We start from the raw sequence: 17,157 nt of genomic DNA, 5'->3' as shown, positions 1-17,157 counted from the left end.
TGTTTTTGTAATGATTGGCGTGTCGCGCATTCAATTTATAAAGAAACTATTTGAAGCCGGAAGCGAAAACAATGCGAGAGACTATTTTGCGTTTTGAAACGGGCGTGAACGAAGCGGTAATCGGCCAGCAGGACGTGGTGCGCCACGTGCTGATCGCGCTGCTCGCCGACGGCCACGTTCTGCTCGAAAGCCTGCCGGGCCTCGCGAAGACGCGCACGGTCAAGGCCATCGCGGCGCGCCTCGCCGCCACCATGCGCCGCATCCAGTTCACGCCCGACCTGCTGCCTTCCGACATCACCGGCGGGGAAACGCTGTTGCAATCGGGCACCGAGCGCATGCTCACGTTTCAGCCCGGCCCGATCTTCGGCAATCTGATCCTCGCCGACGAAATCAACCGCGCGCCCGCCAAGGTGCAGTCGGCCTTGCTCGAAGCGATGGAGGAGCGGCAGATCTCGGTCGCGGGCAAGACGCATCGCATGGCCGATCTGTTTCTCGTGATGGCGACGCAGAATCCCATCGAGCAGGAGGGCACGTATCCGCTGCCCGAGGCGCAGATGGACCGCTTTCTGATGAAGGTGCTGATCGGTTATCCGTCGCCGCAAAGCGAGGGCGAGATGCTCAGGCTGCTGCGCCGCGAGACCACCGGCACGCCGCCCGAGGCCGAAACGCTCGCGCAGGACGTGGTGTTTGCGGCGCGCCGCGCCGTCGCGCAAGTGGAGGTCGCGCCGGCCATCGACGACTATATCGTGGCGCTCGTGAACGCCACGCGCCATCCGAAGGCGCTCGACGAAGGGCTCGCGCGCTGGATCGAGATCGGCGCGAGTCCGCGCGGCGCGATCGGCCTCGACCGCGCGAGCCGCGCGCACGCCTGGCTCGACGGCCGCGCCTATGTGACGCCCGACGACGTGCGCGCCGTGATCGGCCCGGTGCTCCGGCATCGGCTGATTCTCTCGTACGACGCCAGCGCGGAGCGTGTGAGCGCCGATCAGGTGATCGAGCAACTGGTCGCCGCCGTGGCGGTCCCGGCATGATGCGCGGCGCCGATGCGGACGTCGCTCGGGCCGTTGCGGCGCTGAGCGCTGACGACGACGCCATCGGCACCGTCTACGTGAATGCCGCGCATCTCGCGAAGCTGGAGTTTCAGGCGCGCGGGCTGAGTTTCGTGCCGCCCGCGCCGGTGCGCAGCGTGCTCGCGGGCGCGCACGCATCGCGTCTGCGCGGACGCGGCCTGAACTTCGAGGAGATCCGCGCGTATCTGCCCGGCGACGACGTGCGCCATCTCGACTGGCGCGCCTCGCTGCGGCTCGGCAAGCCGCTCGTGCGCACCTATACCGAGGAGCGCGACCGGCCCTTGCTGATGGTGGTCGATCAGCGCATCGGCATGTTCTTCGGGTCGCGGCGCGCGTTCAAGTCGGTGGTGGCGGCGGAGCTGGCGGCGCTCGCGATCTGGATGGGCTTTCAGGCGGGCGACCGCGTGGGCGGCGTCGTCTTCGACGATACGCAGACCGTGCGCCTGCGGCCCTTGCGCAGCCGCTCGCGCATCAAGACGCTGTTCGCGGTGATCGAGCGGATGAATCGTGCGATGCACGCCGAAAGCGACGCACGCCCGGCCTACGATCAACTCGATGCGGCGCTCGAAGGCGTGCTGCAAATTGCTTCGCATGACTATCTGATTTGCGTCGCGAGCGATTTCGCGGGCGCGGGCGAGCGCACGCGCAAGCTGCTGCGTCAGCTATCGGCGCACAACGACGTGGTGGCGGCGATGATCTACGACCCGCTCTGGCAGCACATGCCCGCGCATCGCGCGCTGGTGGTCAGCGAGGGGCGGTTGCAGGTCGAATTGCGCATCCAGAACGAGCGCGTGCGTGCGCCGCTCGCGAGCCTGTTCGAAGGGCGCAGCGCCGAGGTTGCGCAGTTGCTCGCGACGAGCGGCGTGCCGTTGCTGCCGGTCTCGACGGCGGAGCCGGTGGTCGAGCAGGTGCGCCGCCTGTTCGGCGAGCGTGCGCGGCCCGAGCGGCCCGCGACGCCCGTGAGGCCCGTGCATGGGAGCGGGTTGTGAGCACGCCGATCTCCGCCCCCGCCAACACGCCCGCCGACCTGCAAGCGTTGCGCGAGCTTGCGTTGCCCGCGCCCGTGCCGTACTGGCCGCAGACGGTCGGCTGGCTGATCGTGCTCGCGTTGCTGCTTGCGGCGACGCTGGCGATTGCGTGGTTTGCATGGCGTCGTCATCGGAAGCAGCGTTATCGGCGGCTCGCGCTCGCGGAACTCGCGGGCATCGCCACGCGCATCGGCGATGGCGCGCAGCGCGCCCCGGCACTCGCGGACCTCGCGAGCCTGCTCAAGCGCACGGCGCTTGCCGTGCTGCCGCGCGAGCGCGTGGCGGCGCTCAGCGGCGCGGCGTGGCTCGACTTTCTTCAGCGCACGCACGGCTTCGACGCACAGAGCGGCGCGCTGCTCATGCTCGTGAGTTACGGACCCGAGTCGCAGCGCGCGGCGGTGGCGAGCGCCGACGCACAACGTCTCGTCGATGCCGCGCGCGACTGGATCGCCCATCACCATGTGGAAATTTGAGCTTCCGTGGCTGTTCGCGCTGCTGCCGCTGCCCGCGCTGGTGTGGTGGCTGTGGCCCGCGTACCGCACGAAAGCGCAGGCCGTTCGCGTGCCGTTCTTTCACGAAATGGCGGGCGCGGCGGGCGAGCGTCCCGCGCCTGGCGGCGTGCGGCTGCGGCGCAACTGGCTGCAACGCGCGATGGCGCCGCTGCTCTGGTGCCTGCTGCTGAGCGCCGCCGCGAAACCCGTGTACGTCGAGCCGCCCGTCACGCACGATACGCCCGGACGCGATCTGATGCTCGCGATCGATCTCTCGCAGTCCATGTCGACGCGCGACTTCGCGAACGCCGCCACGGGCGAGCGCATGGATCGGCTCACGGCGGTGAAGCGCGTGGTCGCCGACTTCATCCGCAAGCGCACGCAGGACCGCATCGGCCTCGTGGTGTTCGGGCAGGCCGCGTATCCGCAGGCGCCGCTCACGCTCGATCACGACGCCGTGCTCACGCTGCTGGATCAGATGCAGATCGGCATGGCGGGCGCGCGCACGGCGATCGGCGATGCGATCGGCGTGAGCGTGAAGCTGATGGACGCCTCGCCCGCGCCGCAAAAAGTGCTGATCCTGCTGACCGACGGCAACGACACGGCCAGCGCGATTCCCCCTGAAAACGCGGCGCAGATCGCGAAACATCATGGGCTGACGATCGACACCATCGGCATCGGCGATGCGGCCGCGTCGGGCGAGGATCGTGTCGATCTGGAGGCGCTTCAGCGTATCGCCGATACGACCGGCGGCCGCGCCTTCCGCGCGCTCGGCGACGAAGCCGAACTCGCGGACGTCTACGCCACGCTCGACCGCATCACGCCGGTCGCGGTGAAGCACGAGATTTACCGGCCGCAGCGCGATTTTTACTGGGTGCCGTTGGGCGCGGGGCTGCTGCTGCTCTCGCTCTATCACGTGGTGGCGCTGGGCGTTGCGCTGCTGCGCGCCCGCACGCGCACGACTGCCGAGGCGGTTCAAATCGACGCCGCAAAAGCGGAGCCCGATCATGTCCATTGACCTGACCGCGTTCCACTTTCTGCGTCCGCACTGGCTCTGGCTGCTGCTGCTCGCCGCGCTGTTGCCCGTGATCTGGCGCCGTCGTCACGATGTGCGCGGACGCTGGCGCGGCATCGTCGAACCGCATCTGCTCGACCATCTGATCGTGGGCGGACGCACGCAGCGCCGCTTGCGTCCCGTCGATACGCTCGCGCTCTGCATCGCACTCGCCGCCGTCGCCGTCGCGGGTCCGGCGTGGCGGCAGGAACGCCCGCCGTTCGATCAGGACAAGGCGCCGCTCGTGATCGTGCTCGAACTCGCGCCGTCGATGGACGCGAGCGACATCGCGCCCACGCGCCTCGAACGCGCGAAGCAGAAGGTGCTCGATCTCGCCGCCGCGCGCAAAGGCGCGCGCACGGGGCTCGTCGTGTTCGCCTCGACCGCGCATCTCGTCGTGCCGCCCACCGACGACCGCGAGATGCTGCAACTCTATTTGCCCGCGCTCTCGCCCGCCCTCATGCCCGACGACGGCAAGAATGCCGCCGCCGGTCTCGCCGCCGCCGAGTCGCTGCTTGCACACGATCCCGTGCCGGGCACGATCGTCCTCATCAGCGACGGCATCGATCCCGCGCACGCCGAGGCCTTCGTGCAAGCGGTGAAACGCTCCCGTCAGCAGGTCTTGTGGCTGGCGGTCGGCACGCGCGACGGCGGCGCGCTGCGCGGCGCGGATGGGCAAGTGGAACTCGACGCGCAAGGCCACGCGCGCACAGGCGCGTTCGATCCCGACGCGATCCGCCGTGTCGCCGACGAAGCAGGCGTGCCGCTCGCCAGCCTGCGCAGCGACGGCGACGACATCCGCTGGGTCCAGCATCGCGCGCAGACCTGGCTCGACGCCGCCGACGAAGCGAAGCGCACGCCGCGCTGGCGCGAGGACGGCTACTGGCTCGTGCTGCCGCTGATCCTGCTCGGGCTGTTGAGCTTCCGGCGCGGCTGGACCGTCAAGTGGCTGCCCGCCGTGTTCGCGGTGCTCGTGCTGCAAGGCCTGCCGCAGCAGGCGCACGCGGCCGCATGGAACTGGCTCGACCTGTTCGCGACGCACGATCAGCAAGGCCGCTGGTACTTCGAGCACGGCGACTACGCGCGCGCGGCGCAGCGTTTCGACGATCCGGTGTGGAAGGGCCGCGCGCAATATCAGGCGGGCGATTACGAGGGCGCGCTCGCGACCTTCGCGGGGCAGCGCGGCGCGCAGGCGCGCTTCTACATGGGCAATGCGCTCGCGCATCTGCAGGACTACGGCAACGCGATCAAGGCTTATGACGAAGCACTCGCGCTTGCGCCGCGAATGCGCGAAGCGACGCAAAATCGCGACCTGATGCGCACGCTGCTCGCGAAGCCGAAGCAGGAACCGCAGCAAGACGAAGAAGACGAGGAATCGGACGATATCAAGAAGCAGAAGAAGCACGGCCAGATCGAGCGCAGCACGCTGATTGCGCAGCCGTCCGACGATGTGTGGATGCGCGGGCTCAACACGTCGCCCGCGCAATTTCTGAAGCAGCGCTTCGAGCAGGAGTCTGGCAATACAGCGGGAGCATCGCCATGATGGCGCGCGGGTTCGCAAGATACTTCGTCATGCTGATGATGTTGGCGATGGCAGCGTTCAACGCGCACGCGGACGCAGACGCGCCGCCGCAAGTCCTCGTGCGTGCGCATCTCGAACCGTCGGGCAGCGTGGTGGCGGGCACGCAGGTGAAGCTCGTCGTCGATTGCCTCACGACCACGTGGTTCACCGATGCGCCCGACTGGCCGCTGCCCAACGTGCCCGACGCCTTCGTGACGCTGCCCGACGAGAACGCCCAGAACCTCGACGAAACGATCGACGGCGTCAAATGGTTCGGCGTGAGCCGCGCGTATCGCATCACGCCGCGCGCGGGCAAGCGCTATGTGATCGCGCCGTTCGCGATCACGCTGCATCCTGGCGGCACCGACACGCCCGTGCAGGCGAAAACGCCCGCACTCGAACTGGTCGCGACGCTGCCACCCGGCGCGCAGGATATGGCGGTGTTCTTTCCCGCGCCGCAATTGAGCGTCTCGCAGACGATCACGCCGCGCGTCGCGCGCGTGAAGGTCGGCGACGTCGTCACGCGCACCATCACGCAGCGCGCGGCGGGAACCGAGTCGATGCTGATTCCGCCGATCGCGCCCGTGGACGTGGCCGGTTTGAAGCGCTACGGCACGCAGGCCGCGACGAAGAATATCGTCGATGACCGGCAAGGACTCGTGGCGGGCGAGCGCACCGATACCGCGAGTTATGTCGTCGAGCGCGCGGGGGCCGTGCGGCTGCCGGAGCTATCGGTCGAGTGGTGGAATACGAAGACGCAGCGCGAGGAAACGCTCGTGCTTCCCGCGGTGAAGATCTCGGCCGAAGCGGCGCATGAGAAGCCCTTGTTCGCTATTCCCGCCGATCCGCTCGGCAAGGGCGCGGCGCATCGTGTGATCTATATCGACGGCGCGCGTATTGGCTGGGGCATCGCTTGCATCGTGGCGGTCTTGCTGGCCGTCTGGGCGTGGCCGTGGCTCGCAGCGCGATGGCGGGCGGCGCGGCGCGCGGTGCATGTCGCCGTCGAACGCTATCGCGGCGGCGAGCATCCCGCATGGCGCGCGCTGTTGCACGCAGCGCGGCGCGGCACGCAGGCGCAAACGGTCGCCGCGCTCTATCGCTGGCTCGACCGTCGGCGCGATGTCGCGCATCCCGCGCGCGTGGACGCGCTGCGCGAGCGTTGCGACGATGCCGCGAGCGCGCAGGTGATTGACGCGATCGACCAGACCTATGCCGCGCCCGCCGACGCGCGCATCGGCACGCAGCCGTTGCGCGCACTGCGCCGCGCGTTGCGGCGCACGCAGCGCATCGCGCTCGAAAAGGCGCGCTCGCAGCTGCCGCCGCTCAACCTCGACTAGCGCCCGCGCGCGCGGCGTTTGCGTTTTGCGTTGGCGCTATCGACAATAGCGCCTGTCGCAACCTGAGCCGCGAGCGGAGAAACGATGGAGCTACGCCAACTGCGCTATTTCGTCAGCGTGATCGAACACGGCAGCATGGGCCGCGCGGCGCTCGAACTGGGCATGGTCACCTCGGCGCTGAGCCAGCAGATCAGCCGGCTCGAAAGCGAACTCTCGACGCGCTTGTTGCAGCGCACCTCGGGCGGCGTCGTGCCCACCGACGCGGGCCTCGCGTTCTGGCGTCAGGCGCAGCTCGCGCTGCGTCACGTCGATGCGGCCGCCGCCGCCGCGCGCGAGAAGCGTCTCTCGGGCCAGGTGAGCGTGGGCCTGCCGCCCAGCACGAGCGGCGTGCTCGCCGTGCCGTTCATGCGCGCGATGCAGGCGCGCTATCCCGATGTGCGGCTGCGCATGGTCGAAAGTCTCTCGGGTTATCTCGGCGCGATGCTGGGCGCGCGGCAGATCGATCTGGCGGTGATTTTCCGCGAGGAACCCGCGCAGCGCTGGAGCGTGATGCCGCTGCTCGACGAACGTCTGTTCGTGATCGGCGCGAAGGATCTCGCGGGCATGCCCACGGGTTCGCGCGTGGCGCTCGCGAAGCTCGGCGATCTGCGGCTGATTTTGCCGAGCGGATCGCACGGCTTGCGCAGTCTGCTCTCGAAGGCGTTCGAGCGGGCGCGCAGCGCGCCGAACGTGGTCGCGGAAGTCGACGGCCTCGCCGTGCTGATGGACGCCGTCTGCCACGGCCTCGCGGCGACGATCCAGCCGGGCGCGGCGCTCGCGCGTGTGGCGCCCGGCACGCTCGCGAGCGTGCGCGTGTCCGACCGCGACGCGCTGCGTCCGAACCTGCTCGCCAGCGTCTCCGACGACGAACTCTCGCCCGCCGCGCTCGCGGCCCGCGTCGTGCTCGCCGATGTCGCGCGCGAACTCGTGCAGGCCGGGCGCTGGCCCGGCGCTGTGCTGCGCGCATAAACAACGCGGCCGCTTGGCCGCAGGTCTTCACGAATCATGAAGACCCGTTGCCGTGCGCCTGCTGGCGCGCGCGGCGCGTGCCCTCTAGAGTGCGTCTCGAAGGAGACAAACGAAGATGGCCGAACGATCCAACGCGATCCCCAGCGCGCAAACCCCTACCGTCGTCGCCGACGTCCTCGTGATCGGCGGCGGCAATGCTGCGCTCTGCGCCGCGCTGATGGCGCGCGAAGCCGGCGCGTCGGTGCTGCTGCTCGAAAGCGCGCCGCGCGCATGGCGCGGCGGCAATTCGCAGCACACGCGCAATCTGCGCTGCATGCACGACGCGCCGCAAGACGTGCTCGTCGACGCTTATCCCGAGGAAGAATACTGGCAGGACCTGTTGAAAGTCACGGGCGGCATCACGAACGAGGCGCTCGCGCGACTCGTGATCCGCGCGTCGTCGACTTGCAGGCCGTGGATGCGCAAGCACGGTGTGCGCTTTCAGCCGCCGCTCTCGGGCGCGCTGCACGTGGCGCGCACCAACGCGTTTTTCATGGGCGGCGGCAAGGCGCTCGTCAACGCGTATTACCGCAGCGCCGAAGCGCTCGGCGTGCAGATCCGCTACGAAACGCCCGTCGATCGCATCGAGATGGAAGGCACGCGTTTCGTCGCCGCGTACAGCGGCGCGCAGCGTTTCGCGGCGCGCGCCTGCGTGCTCGCGGCGGGCGGCTTCGAGTCGAACCGTGCGTGGCTGCGCGAAGCGTGGGGGCAGAACGCGCGCGGCGAATGGCCCGCCGACAACTTCCTGATTCGCGGCACGCGCTTCAACGAAGGCGTGCTGCTCAAGCACATGATCGAGGCGGGCGCGGACGCGATCGGCGACCCGTCGCAATCGCATTGCGTCGCGATCGACGCGCGCGCGCCGCTCTACGACGGCGGCATCTGCACGCGGATCGACTGCGTTTCGCTGGGCGTGGTCGTGAATCGCGACGCCGAACGCTTCTACGACGAAGGCGAGGACTTCTGGCCCAAGCGCTACGCGATCTGGGGCCGCCTCGTCGCGCAGCAGCCGGATCAGATCGGCTATTCGATCATCGATTCGAAGGCCGTGGGCCGCTTCATGCCGCCGGTGTTTCCCGGCGTGCAGGCGAATACGCTGCCAGAACTCGCGCGCCAGCTCGGCTTGCCCGAGGCGCGCTTCGTCGAGACGGTGCAACGTTACAACGCGGCGTGCCGCGTCGGCACCTTCGATCACACGAAACTCGACGACTGCCACACCGAGCAGTTGCAGCCGCCCAAGACGCACTGGGCGCTGCCGCTCGATACGCCGCCGTTCTACGGCTACGCGCTGCGGCCCGGCATCACGTTCACGTATCTCGGGCTCAAGGTGAACGAGTACGCGCAGGTGCACTTCGACGGCGAGCCGAGCGCGAACCTCTACGTGGCGGGCGAAATGATGGCGGGCAACGTGCTCGGCCAGGGGTATACGGCGGGCGTGGGGATGTCGATCGGCACCGCGTTCGGGCGCATCGCGGGCACGCAGGCCGCGCGCGCCGCATTCGATTCGAAGGGAGCAGCACGTGCAGCAGCTTGAAGCATTGACGCGCGAGGCGCGCGAACTGGCCGCGCCCGGCGCGCGCGCCGAGATGGGAACGGATGCGGGTGCGCGCGAACAGGTGATCCGCTTCGCGCCGCTGCAACAGATGCAGCCGATGACGCCGCACGAAACCGAAGTCGCGCGGCAAATGCAGATCTGCAACGCGTGCCGCTATTGCGAGGGTTTTTGCGCGGTGTTTCCGGCGATGACGAAGCGTCTCTCGTTCGCGAAAGCCGACGTCAACTATCTCGCCAATCTCTGCCATAACTGCGGCGCGTGTTATCACGCGTGCCAGTATGCGCCGCCGCACGAATTCGCCGTGAATGTGCCGCAGGCGATGGCGCAGGTTCGTCTGGACACCTACACGGAATACGCGTGGCCGCGTGCGTTCGGCGCGCTCTACAAGCGCAACGGTTTGACGGTGGCGTTCGCGCTGGCGCTCGGCCTCGCGTCGTTCATCGCGCTGGGCGCGGTGCTCGGCGGCAGCGCATTCGGCAGCGCCATCGCGGGCGGCAACTTCTACGCGATCTTTCCGCACAACGTGCTCGCGGCGCTGTTCGGCGCGGTGTTTCTGTTCGCGATGCTGGCGCTGGGCGTGGGCGTCACGCGTTTTCTGCGCGATATCTCGACGGGCGAGGCCACGCCGGGCGCGCTCGCCGAAGCCGCGCACGACGCGCTCACGCTCAAGTATCTCGACGGCGGCCACGGCGATGGCTGCAACGAAGCCGACGATCGCTTCACGCTCGCGCGCCGCCGCTTCCACCATCTGACCTTCTACGGCTTCATGCTGTGCTTCGCGGCCACGGCGGTCGCGACGCTCTATCAGTATGCGTTCGGGCTGGAAGCGCCGTATCCGTTGCTGAGCGCGCCGGTGCTGCTCGGCACCGTAGGCGGCGTGAGTCTGCTAGCGGGCGCATCGGGTTTGCTGTGGCTGAATCTGCGTCGCGATCCGGCGCGTACGGACCTGCGTCAGCGTCCGATGGACCGCGCGTTTATCGCGCTGCTGATCATGACGAGCGCAAGCGGACTCGCGCTGCTCGCCTGGCGAGAAACCAGTGCGATGTCCGCGCTGCTCGCCGTGCACCTGGGCGCGGTGATGGCGCTGTTCGCGACGATGCCGTACGGCAAGTTCGCGCACGGCATCTTTCGTAGTGCGGCGCTCGTGAAGGCCGCCATCGAACGACGCACGGCGAAGGCGCCCGCCACGGCCGCCGACTGAAGCCAGCACGAGGCAGCAAAAGCAGCACGAGCAGCGCAAGCAACACCCGCAACACCCGCAGGACCCCACAAAATCACAAGGAGACACGCATCGTGACCCCGTCCACCGTCGCCGGGACGCGCCCGGCCCGCACGCGCGCATCGACGGCTGCCGCCGTGTTGCGCGTGACGAGCGGCAACTTCCTCGAACAGTTCGACTTCTTTCTGTTCGGCTTCTACGCCACGTCGATTTCGCACGTGTTCTTCCCGGCGGACAGCGAATTTGCCTCGCTGATGCTCACCTTCGCGGTGTTCGGCGCGGGCTTTCTGATGCGGCCGCTCGGTGCGATTTTCCTCGGCGCGTATATCGACAAGGTCGGCCGACGACGCGGCCTGATCGTCACGCTCGCGATCATGGCGAGCGGCACGATCCTGATCGCGGCCGTGCCGGGCTATGCGGCCATCGGCGTGGCCGCGCCCTTGCTCGTGTTGCTCGGGCGCTTGCTGCAGGGCTTTTCCGCGGGTGCGGAACTCGGCGGCGTCTCCGTCTATCTCGCCGAACTCGCGACGCCGGGCACCAAGGGCTTCTACACGAGCTGGCAGTCGGCGAGCCAGCAGGTGGCGATCGTGGTGGCGGCGGCGCTCGGCTACGCGCTCAACACGTGGCTCAGCGCGAGCGCGATTGCGGCATGGGGCTGGCGCATTCCGTTCCTGATCGGCTGCGCGATCGTGCCGTTCCTGTTCCTGCTGCGCCGCACGCTCGCGGAAACCGAGGCCTTTGCCGCGCGCACGCATCATCCGCGCGTGCGTGAGGTGTTCGCGCTGCTGCTCGCCAACTGGCGCGTCGTGATCGCGGGCATGCTGCTGGTCGCGATGACCACGACGACGTTCTACCTGATCACCGTCTATACGCCGACCTTCGGCAAGACCGTGCTCAAGCTCACGACCGCCGAGAGCCTGATCGTGACACTCTGCGTGGGCGTGTCGAACTTCTTCTGGCTGCCGATCGGCGGCGCGATTTCCGACCGCATCGGACGCAAGCCGATTCTCGTCGGCATCACCGTGCTCGCGTTGCTCACGGCGTATCCCGCGCTGTCCTGGCTGGTGGCGAGCGCGAGCTTCGCGCGCATGCTCGCGGTGTTGCTGTGGTTCTCGTTTTTCTTCGGCATGTACAACGGCGCGATGGTTGCCGCGCTCACGGAAGTGATGCCCGCGCAGGTTCGCGTGGCGGGCTTCTCGCTCGCGTTCAGTCTTGCGACGGCGCTGTTCGGCGGCTTCACGCCCGCGGTCTCGACGTGGCTGATTCAGGTCACGCACGATAAGGCCGCGCCCGGCTACTGGCTGTGTTTCGCGGCGGCGTGTGGATTGGGCGCGACGCTGACGCTGTATCGGCGCGGCTCGACGCTCGCGGTCGCGCAATCGTAGGCGTTCAGGGCGTCGATGCGTGCTCGCGCGCGGCGTCGCCGGGCAGCGCCGCGCCGCCGAGCGATTGATAGAGCGCGGCGGTGTCCGCGAGTCGCGTGGCCTGCGCGCGCGTGCGGTCGAGCGCGGTTTGCAGCGCCTGGCGCTGCGCATCGACGAGATCGAATTCGCTCACGCCGCCCGCCGCATACCGATTGCGCGCGATATCGGCGCTCGCTTGCGCTTCGCGCGCGGCGCTGTCGCGTGCCTGCAAGGCGAGCGCGTCGTCCTGCAACGCGTGCAGCGTGTCGGCGACCTGTTGCAGCGCCAGCAGGACCGTTTGCCGATAGTCGGCGAAGGCCGCGTCGTAGGCCGCCTGCGACGCGCGTCGCTTCGCGCGCAATTCGCCGCCATGAAAGATCGGCTGCGTGAGGCCGAGCCCGACGTTCCAGATATTCAGCCCCTCGATCACATCGGCGACGCGCGTGCGCTGCGAACCCACGCCCGCCGAGAGCGAAATCTGCGGGAACAGATTCGCGGTCGCCACGCCGATATTCGCGCTCGCCTGATGCAGCAGCGCCTCCGATGCGCGGATATCCGGCCGCTCGCGTGCGAGCGTGGCGGGCAGTGTGAGCGCGACGGTGTCGGGCAGATGCAGCGCGTCGAGCGTGAGGGCGTCGAGTTGCTGCGCGTAGGCGTCGCTCGACGGCGGCGCGCCCAGCAGGATCGCCAGTTGATCGTCGGTTTGGGCTAGCTGCGTGGTGAGCGGCGGCAGCGTGGCGCGCGTCTGCGCGAGCAGCGTGCGCTGGCTGTGCACGTCGAGCCGCGCGACGCCGCCCGCCGCGAGCCGCGCGTCCATGATCGCGAGCTGGCGCGTTTGCGCATCGATCAGTTGTTGCGTCGTCTCGATCTGGCTGCGCAGCGACGCGCGACGCAGCGCGGCGGCGACGACGTTGCCCGCGACGCTCAGCTGGGCCGCTTCAAGTTCGTATTCCTGATAATTGACCTGCGCGAGCGTGGCCTCGAGCGCGCGCCGGTTCGCGCCGAAAATATCGAACACGTAGGAAATGCTGACCGACGCGTCGTAGAGCGTGAACGGCCCCGGATTCGGCACCTGCGTGATGCCGAACGCGGCGAGGTCGATCTGCTGACGCGTGCCGGAGAGCTTCGCGTCGATCGAAGGAAACAGCGTCGCGCCCGCTTGCGCGTTGTAGTTCTCGCGCGCTTCGACGAGCTTCGCGCGCGCCGATTCGAGCGTGGGGCTCGCGTGCAGTGCTTCGTCGACGAGGCTGTCGAGTGCGGGGCTGCCGAACTGCGTCCACCAGGCGCGCGGCGCGTGATCGGCGCTCGCGAAGGTTTGCGGCGCGCCACCCAAGCCTGGCGCGGATGCGGTGGCGGCGGGCAAAGCGTCGCGCGTGTAATTCGGCGCATCGGGCGCGGCCGGCGCATGAAAATCGGGGCCGACGGCGCACGCGGCCAGCGCGAGACTCGATGCGAGAACAAGGGAGCGGGCGGGCGTCGTCATCGCGGCCTCAATCGAGCGTGCGCCGGTAGAAGCGCACGGCGATCGCCATCACGATCGCCGTGAAAACCGCGAGCGGCCACACCGAAGGCCACAGATCGGCCCAGCCGTTGCCCTTGAGCAGAATGCCGCGCACGAGGCGGTTGAAGTAAGTGAGCGGCAACAGCCCGCCGATCCACTGCGCCCAGCGCGGCATGCCCGCGAACGGAAACATGAAGCCGGACAGCAGCAGGCTCGGTAAAAAATAGAACACCGTGAGCTGCATGGCCTGCAACTGGTTCTGCGCGAGCGAGGAGAGCGTGATGCCCACCGTGAGATTGGCGGCGATGAACAGCAGCGCCGAAAGATAAAGCGCTACGAGGCTGCCCGCGAACGGCACATGGAACACGAAGCGCGCGGCCAGCACGATGATGGTCGCCTGCACGAGCCCGATCGCCACATAAGGCACGATCTTGCCCGTCATCACCTCGATCGGCAGCACGGGCGTGGCGAGCAGATTCTCCATCGTGCCGCGCTCGCGTTCGCGCGTGATGGCGAGGCCCGTCATCATCACCATCGTCATCGTGAGGATCACGCCCATCAGGCCGGGCACGACGTTGTACTGCGTGATGCCCTCGGGGTTGTAGAGGCGGTGGATCTGCACGTCGAAGGCGGCGGGCGTGCCGTTCAGGCGCGCGAGCGGTCCCGTGAGGTCTTTCGCGGCGGCGGGCGCGACGAGCCCCGGCAGCGCGGCGAGCGCGGTGGTGATGGCGGTGGGATCGGCGGCATCGGCTTCGACGAGCAGCGAAGGGCGCTCGCCGCGCAGCAGACGCCGCGAAAAATCGACGGGAATGCTCAGCACGAACTGCACGCTGCCGCGCGCAAGCGCGTGTTGCGCGGCGGCTTCATCGGGCAGCGTATCGACGACGTCGAAATAGGCCGAGTTCTTCATGCCCGCGACGAAGCTGCGCGCGAACGGGCTGTCGTCGTAGATCACGACGGCGGTGGGCAAGTGCTTGGGATCGGTGTTGATCGCATAGCCGAACAGCGTCAACTGGATGATCGGCAGGCCGACGATCATCGCGAACGTCACGCGGTCGCGCTTGAGTTGCAGAAACTCCTTGAGGACGATGCTCCACCAGCGCGTGACAGAGAACGCGAGCGCGTGATTCATCGCGTGCCTCCGTAGTTATCCTGAGCATGTCCCATCATGTAGATGAAGACGTCTTCGAGTCCCGTGTCGATGCGTTCGGCGCGCAGCGGCTTGCCCGCGACGGCGTGTTCGATGGCGGCGGCGAGCGCGGCGTGATCGCGTCCGCTCGCGTGCAGCGACGAGCCGAACACCACCGTCTGATCGACGCCTTGCTGCGCGCGCAATTGCGTGGAGAGTTCGCTGAGCTTGTCGCCGTGGATCGCCCAGGTTTCGAGGTCTTGCGATGCGATCACCTCGGCGGCCGTGCCCTGCGCGAGCAGCTTGCCGTAGGCGATATAGGCGAGCTTGTGGCAGCGCTCGGCCTCGTCCATGTAGTGCGTGCTCACGAGCACCGAAATGCCGCGCGCGGCGAGGCGATGCAGTTCTTCCCAGAAGTCGCGGCGCGCGGTGGGATCGACGCCCGCGGTGGGTTCGTCGAGCAGCAGCAGTTGCGGCTCGTGCAGCATGCACGCCGCAAGCGCGAGGCGCTGTTTCCAGCCGCCCGAGAGCGCGCCCGTGAGCTGGCTCGCGCGGCTCGCGAGGCCGAGCGATTCGAGCGCGCGGTCGACGGTTTCGCGGCGGTTCGGCATCTGATAGATGCGCGCGACGAAGTCGAGATTTTCGCGGATGGTGAGATCGTCCCAGTACGAAAAACGCTGCGTCATATAGCCGACGCGCCGCTTGATCTGCGCGCTCTCGCGCACGATGTCGTAGCCGAGGCAGGTGCCTTCGCCCGAGTCGGGCGTGAGCAGGCCGCACATGAGACGGATCGAGGTGGTCTTGCCGCTGCCGTTTGGCCCCAGAAAGCCGAAGATCTCGCCAGGCGCGACGCGCAGCGAGACGTCGTTGACCACGTGCTTGTCGCCGAAGCGCTTGTTCAGATGGCGCACATCGATGGCGTAGCGGACCGGGTCGCTTGTTGGTGCGTTCATCGGCGTATTCATCGGCGTATTCATCCGCGCCTCACTGCAGCCGCACTTCCACCGGCTGGCCCGGATGGAGTTTGGGCGCATCGGCGGCGCTCGGGCGCGCCTCGATCATGAACACGAGCTTGCTGCGGTTCTCGTTGCTGTAGATGACGGGCGGCGTGTACTCGGCAGCGTTCGACACGTAGCTGAGCGTGGCGGGCACGTCGGCCGCGCAGCCGTCGCAATGCACCAGAATCTTGCGGCCCGGCGCGAGCGCGCCGACCGCGCTTTCCGGCACGAAAAAGCGCAGCTTCACGTTCTGCGGCGGCAGCATCTGCACGACCGGGCTGCCCGCCTGCACCCATTCGCCGACGCGATAGAGCGTGTCGTAGACGAGCCCCGCGCGCGGCGCGGCCACGCGCTTCTGGTCGAGCTTCCACTGCGCCTGCGCGAGCGTGGCCTGCGCGGCCTTCACCTCGGCGGCCTGCGCGTCGATCTGCGCCGAGCGGCCGGGCAGGTTGGCGACGCGCACCTGATTGCGCAGTTCGCGCACTTGCGCGGCGGTGCTGACCGCCTGCGCGCGCGAGTCGTCGAGCTGCGCCTGCGCGATGCCGCCCGCGCGCCATTGCGCCTCGTCGCGCGTGAGCTGGAGTGCGGCCTTGTGCGCGTTGGCTTCGGCCTGCGCGAGCTGCGCCTCGGTCACGCGCACTTCGGGCGGACGCTTGCCCGTCTGCAGATCGGCGAACTGCGCCTGCGCGGCCACGAGGCGATGACGCGCTTCGTCGAAGGCGGCGGTTTCGTCGACGGATTCGAGTGCGAACAGCGGCGCGGCGGCGTCGACCTGTTGGCCGCGCTGCACGTGGAGTTCCGTGAGCGTGCCGGATTGCGACGAGGCCAGATAGACGTACTCGCCTTCGACGTAACCCTGATAAACCGGCGTTTCGTGGCGAGAACAGGCCGAGAGTGCGACGAGCGCAGAAAGCGAGGCAAGCGCGAAGAGAGCGGGGAACGCGCCGCGTGCCGGGCGGCGATGGCCTGTTGAGATTCGCGGGTTCACGTGGATTCTCCCGGCGTGCGCCGCGAGCGCGGGCGCGCGGCGGTGTCGGTGCGATCGCGGCGGAGGTGCGCGCCTTCCGGCACGCGCATCGCGCCCGCGAGCAGGGCGGTGACGTGTCGGCGCAGCGCTTCGCGCTCGACCTTCGGCAGCCCGCGCGTGCTTTGCCAGAGCTTCGAAGTCGCGAGCGGCAGCATGACGAGCGCGAGAATCGACATGAACAGCAGCGGCGCTTCGAGGTCGGGATTCACGGCGCCCGCCTGCTGCGCCGCGCCGATCTGCGCGGTGAAGCGCTGCAATTGCTCGATGGGCAGGCGCTTGAGCATGCGCTCGCGCAGCAGACCGCCTTCGTTGACGATCTCGCGCAGCCAGAGCGGCGGCAGCCACGGCAGTTGCGCGGTGACTTCGAACAGCCGTTCGACGAGCGCCTGCACGAGCGCCTGCGGATGCGCGGCGATTTCACCGGACTCGCCGGTCTCGCTGTTTTCGCTGCTCCACACGTAGGCGATCGAGCGCGCGATGCGCTCGTCGACCACGGCGTCGAGCAGCTTTTCGCGATTGGTGAAGTAGTAATGGACCATGGCCGACGTGACGCCCGCTGCGGCGGCGATCTGCGCCATGGTGGTGGCGGCGATGCCCTGTTCGGCGAACAGTTGCGTGGCGCTGGCGAGCAGGCGCTCGCGCATGTCGAGGTCGGCGTCGTGGCGGCGCCGGCCGCGCGGTTTCACGGCGGCGCGGCCCGACGTTGCGGCTGTTCCGGTGGCGGCTCCGACAGTGAC

At 68.5% G+C, this 17,157-nt stretch carries 15 protein-coding genes; 10 read left to right on the top strand and 5 right to left on the bottom strand.

The genetic code is table 11. The features are described 5' to 3' along the window. Nucleotides 1-71 precede the first annotated feature (71 nt). The 10 genes from LDO54_RS27010 to LDO54_RS26965 all read left to right on the top strand — a co-directional run bounded on the left by LDO54_RS27010 (nt 72) and on the right by LDO54_RS26965 (nt 11,747). Complete coding sequence (locus tag LDO54_RS27010) at nt 72-1,031, top strand: AAA family ATPase (RefSeq protein ID WP_224013749.1); 960 nt, start codon at nt 72-74, stop codon at nt 1,029-1,031. Next, nucleotides 1,031-2,059, top strand: coding sequence for a DUF58 domain-containing protein (locus LDO54_RS27005; protein ID WP_224013779.1), 1,029 nt, complete (start codon nt 1,031-1,033; stop codon nt 2,057-2,059). The genes LDO54_RS27010 and LDO54_RS27005 overlap by 1 nt, the downstream gene beginning before the upstream one ends. Continuing rightward, a complete protein-coding gene (locus LDO54_RS27000) occupies nt 2,056-2,571 on the top strand; it encodes a DUF4381 domain-containing protein (RefSeq protein ID WP_224013747.1) in 516 nt (171 codons plus the stop codon). The genes LDO54_RS27005 and LDO54_RS27000 overlap by 4 nt, the downstream gene beginning before the upstream one ends. Beyond that, nucleotides 2,558-3,607 (top strand): vWA domain-containing protein, encoded by a 1,050-nt coding sequence (locus LDO54_RS26995; protein WP_224013745.1) that lies wholly within the window; start codon nt 2,558-2,560, stop codon nt 3,605-3,607. Before LDO54_RS27000 ends, LDO54_RS26995 begins: the two co-directional genes overlap by 14 nt. Further along, a complete protein-coding gene (locus tag LDO54_RS26990) occupies nt 3,597-5,186 on the top strand; it encodes a VWA domain-containing protein (protein ID WP_224013743.1) in 1,590 nt (529 codons plus the stop codon). Before LDO54_RS26995 ends, LDO54_RS26990 begins: the two co-directional genes overlap by 11 nt. Nucleotides 5,187-5,215: 29 nt before the next feature. Then, nucleotides 5,216-6,541, top strand: coding sequence for a hypothetical protein (locus LDO54_RS26985; RefSeq protein WP_224013741.1), 1,326 nt, complete (start codon nt 5,216-5,218; stop codon nt 6,539-6,541). Between the two features lie 84 nt (nt 6,542-6,625). Next, nucleotides 6,626-7,549 (top strand): LysR family transcriptional regulator, encoded by a 924-nt coding sequence (locus LDO54_RS26980; protein ID WP_224013739.1) that lies wholly within the window; start codon nt 6,626-6,628, stop codon nt 7,547-7,549. A 115-nt stretch (nt 7,550-7,664) separates the two neighbouring features. Beyond that, nucleotides 7,665-9,122, top strand: a complete 1,458-nt coding sequence (gene tcuA, locus LDO54_RS26975) for an FAD-dependent tricarballylate dehydrogenase TcuA (RefSeq protein WP_224013737.1) — start codon at nt 7,665-7,667, stop codon at nt 9,120-9,122. Then, complete coding sequence (gene tcuB / locus LDO54_RS26970) at nt 9,109-10,344, top strand: tricarballylate utilization 4Fe-4S protein TcuB (protein WP_224013735.1); 1,236 nt, start codon at nt 9,109-9,111, stop codon at nt 10,342-10,344. Before tcuA ends, tcuB begins: the two co-directional genes overlap by 14 nt. Before the next feature lie 92 nt (nt 10,345-10,436). Beyond that, the gene (locus LDO54_RS26965; RefSeq protein WP_224013733.1) at nt 10,437-11,747 is read left to right on the top strand and encodes an MFS transporter; all 1,311 of its coding nucleotides are present in this window, start codon (nt 10,437-10,439) and stop codon (nt 11,745-11,747) included. A gap of 4 nt (nt 11,748-11,751) precedes the next feature. Here the strand turns inward: LDO54_RS26965 and LDO54_RS26960 are convergent, their stop codons facing one another. Genes LDO54_RS26960 through LDO54_RS26940 form a run of 5 tightly spaced genes read right to left on the bottom strand, consistent with a single transcriptional unit; the run spans nt 11,752 to nt 17,064 of the window. Then, nucleotides 11,752-13,248, bottom strand: coding sequence for an efflux transporter outer membrane subunit (locus LDO54_RS26960; RefSeq protein ID WP_224013732.1), 1,497 nt, complete (start codon nt 13,246-13,248; stop codon nt 11,752-11,754). Between the two features lie 7 nt (nt 13,249-13,255). Then, a complete protein-coding gene (locus LDO54_RS26955) occupies nt 13,256-14,398 on the bottom strand; it encodes an ABC transporter permease (RefSeq protein WP_224013730.1) in 1,143 nt (380 codons plus the stop codon). Next, nucleotides 14,395-15,348 carry an ABC transporter ATP-binding protein gene (locus LDO54_RS26950; RefSeq protein ID WP_224013728.1) on the bottom strand — a complete coding sequence of 318 codons (954 nt, stop codon included), beginning with the start codon at nt 15,346-15,348 and terminating at the stop codon, nt 14,395-14,397. The genes LDO54_RS26955 and LDO54_RS26950 overlap by 4 nt, the downstream gene beginning before the upstream one ends. A gap of 31 nt (nt 15,349-15,379) precedes the next feature. Beyond that, nucleotides 15,380-16,381, bottom strand: coding sequence for an HlyD family secretion protein (locus tag LDO54_RS26945; RefSeq protein WP_436975696.1), 1,002 nt, complete (start codon nt 16,379-16,381; stop codon nt 15,380-15,382). Further along, nucleotides 16,378-17,064: a TetR/AcrR family transcriptional regulator gene (locus LDO54_RS26940; protein ID WP_224013775.1), complete on the bottom strand. Its 687-nt coding sequence runs from the start codon at nt 17,062-17,064 to the stop codon at nt 16,378-16,380. Before LDO54_RS26940 ends, LDO54_RS26945 begins: the two co-directional genes overlap by 4 nt. Between the last annotated feature and the right edge of the window lie 93 nt (nt 17,065-17,157).

Origin of the sequence: Paraburkholderia tropica (genome assembly GCF_914484835.1) — a bacterium.
Lineage (GTDB): Bacteria > Pseudomonadota > Gammaproteobacteria > Burkholderiales > Burkholderiaceae > Paraburkholderia > Paraburkholderia tropica_A.
The sequence above is the reverse complement of the archived record's forward strand: the minus strand, read 5'-3'. Positions and strand labels throughout refer to the sequence as shown.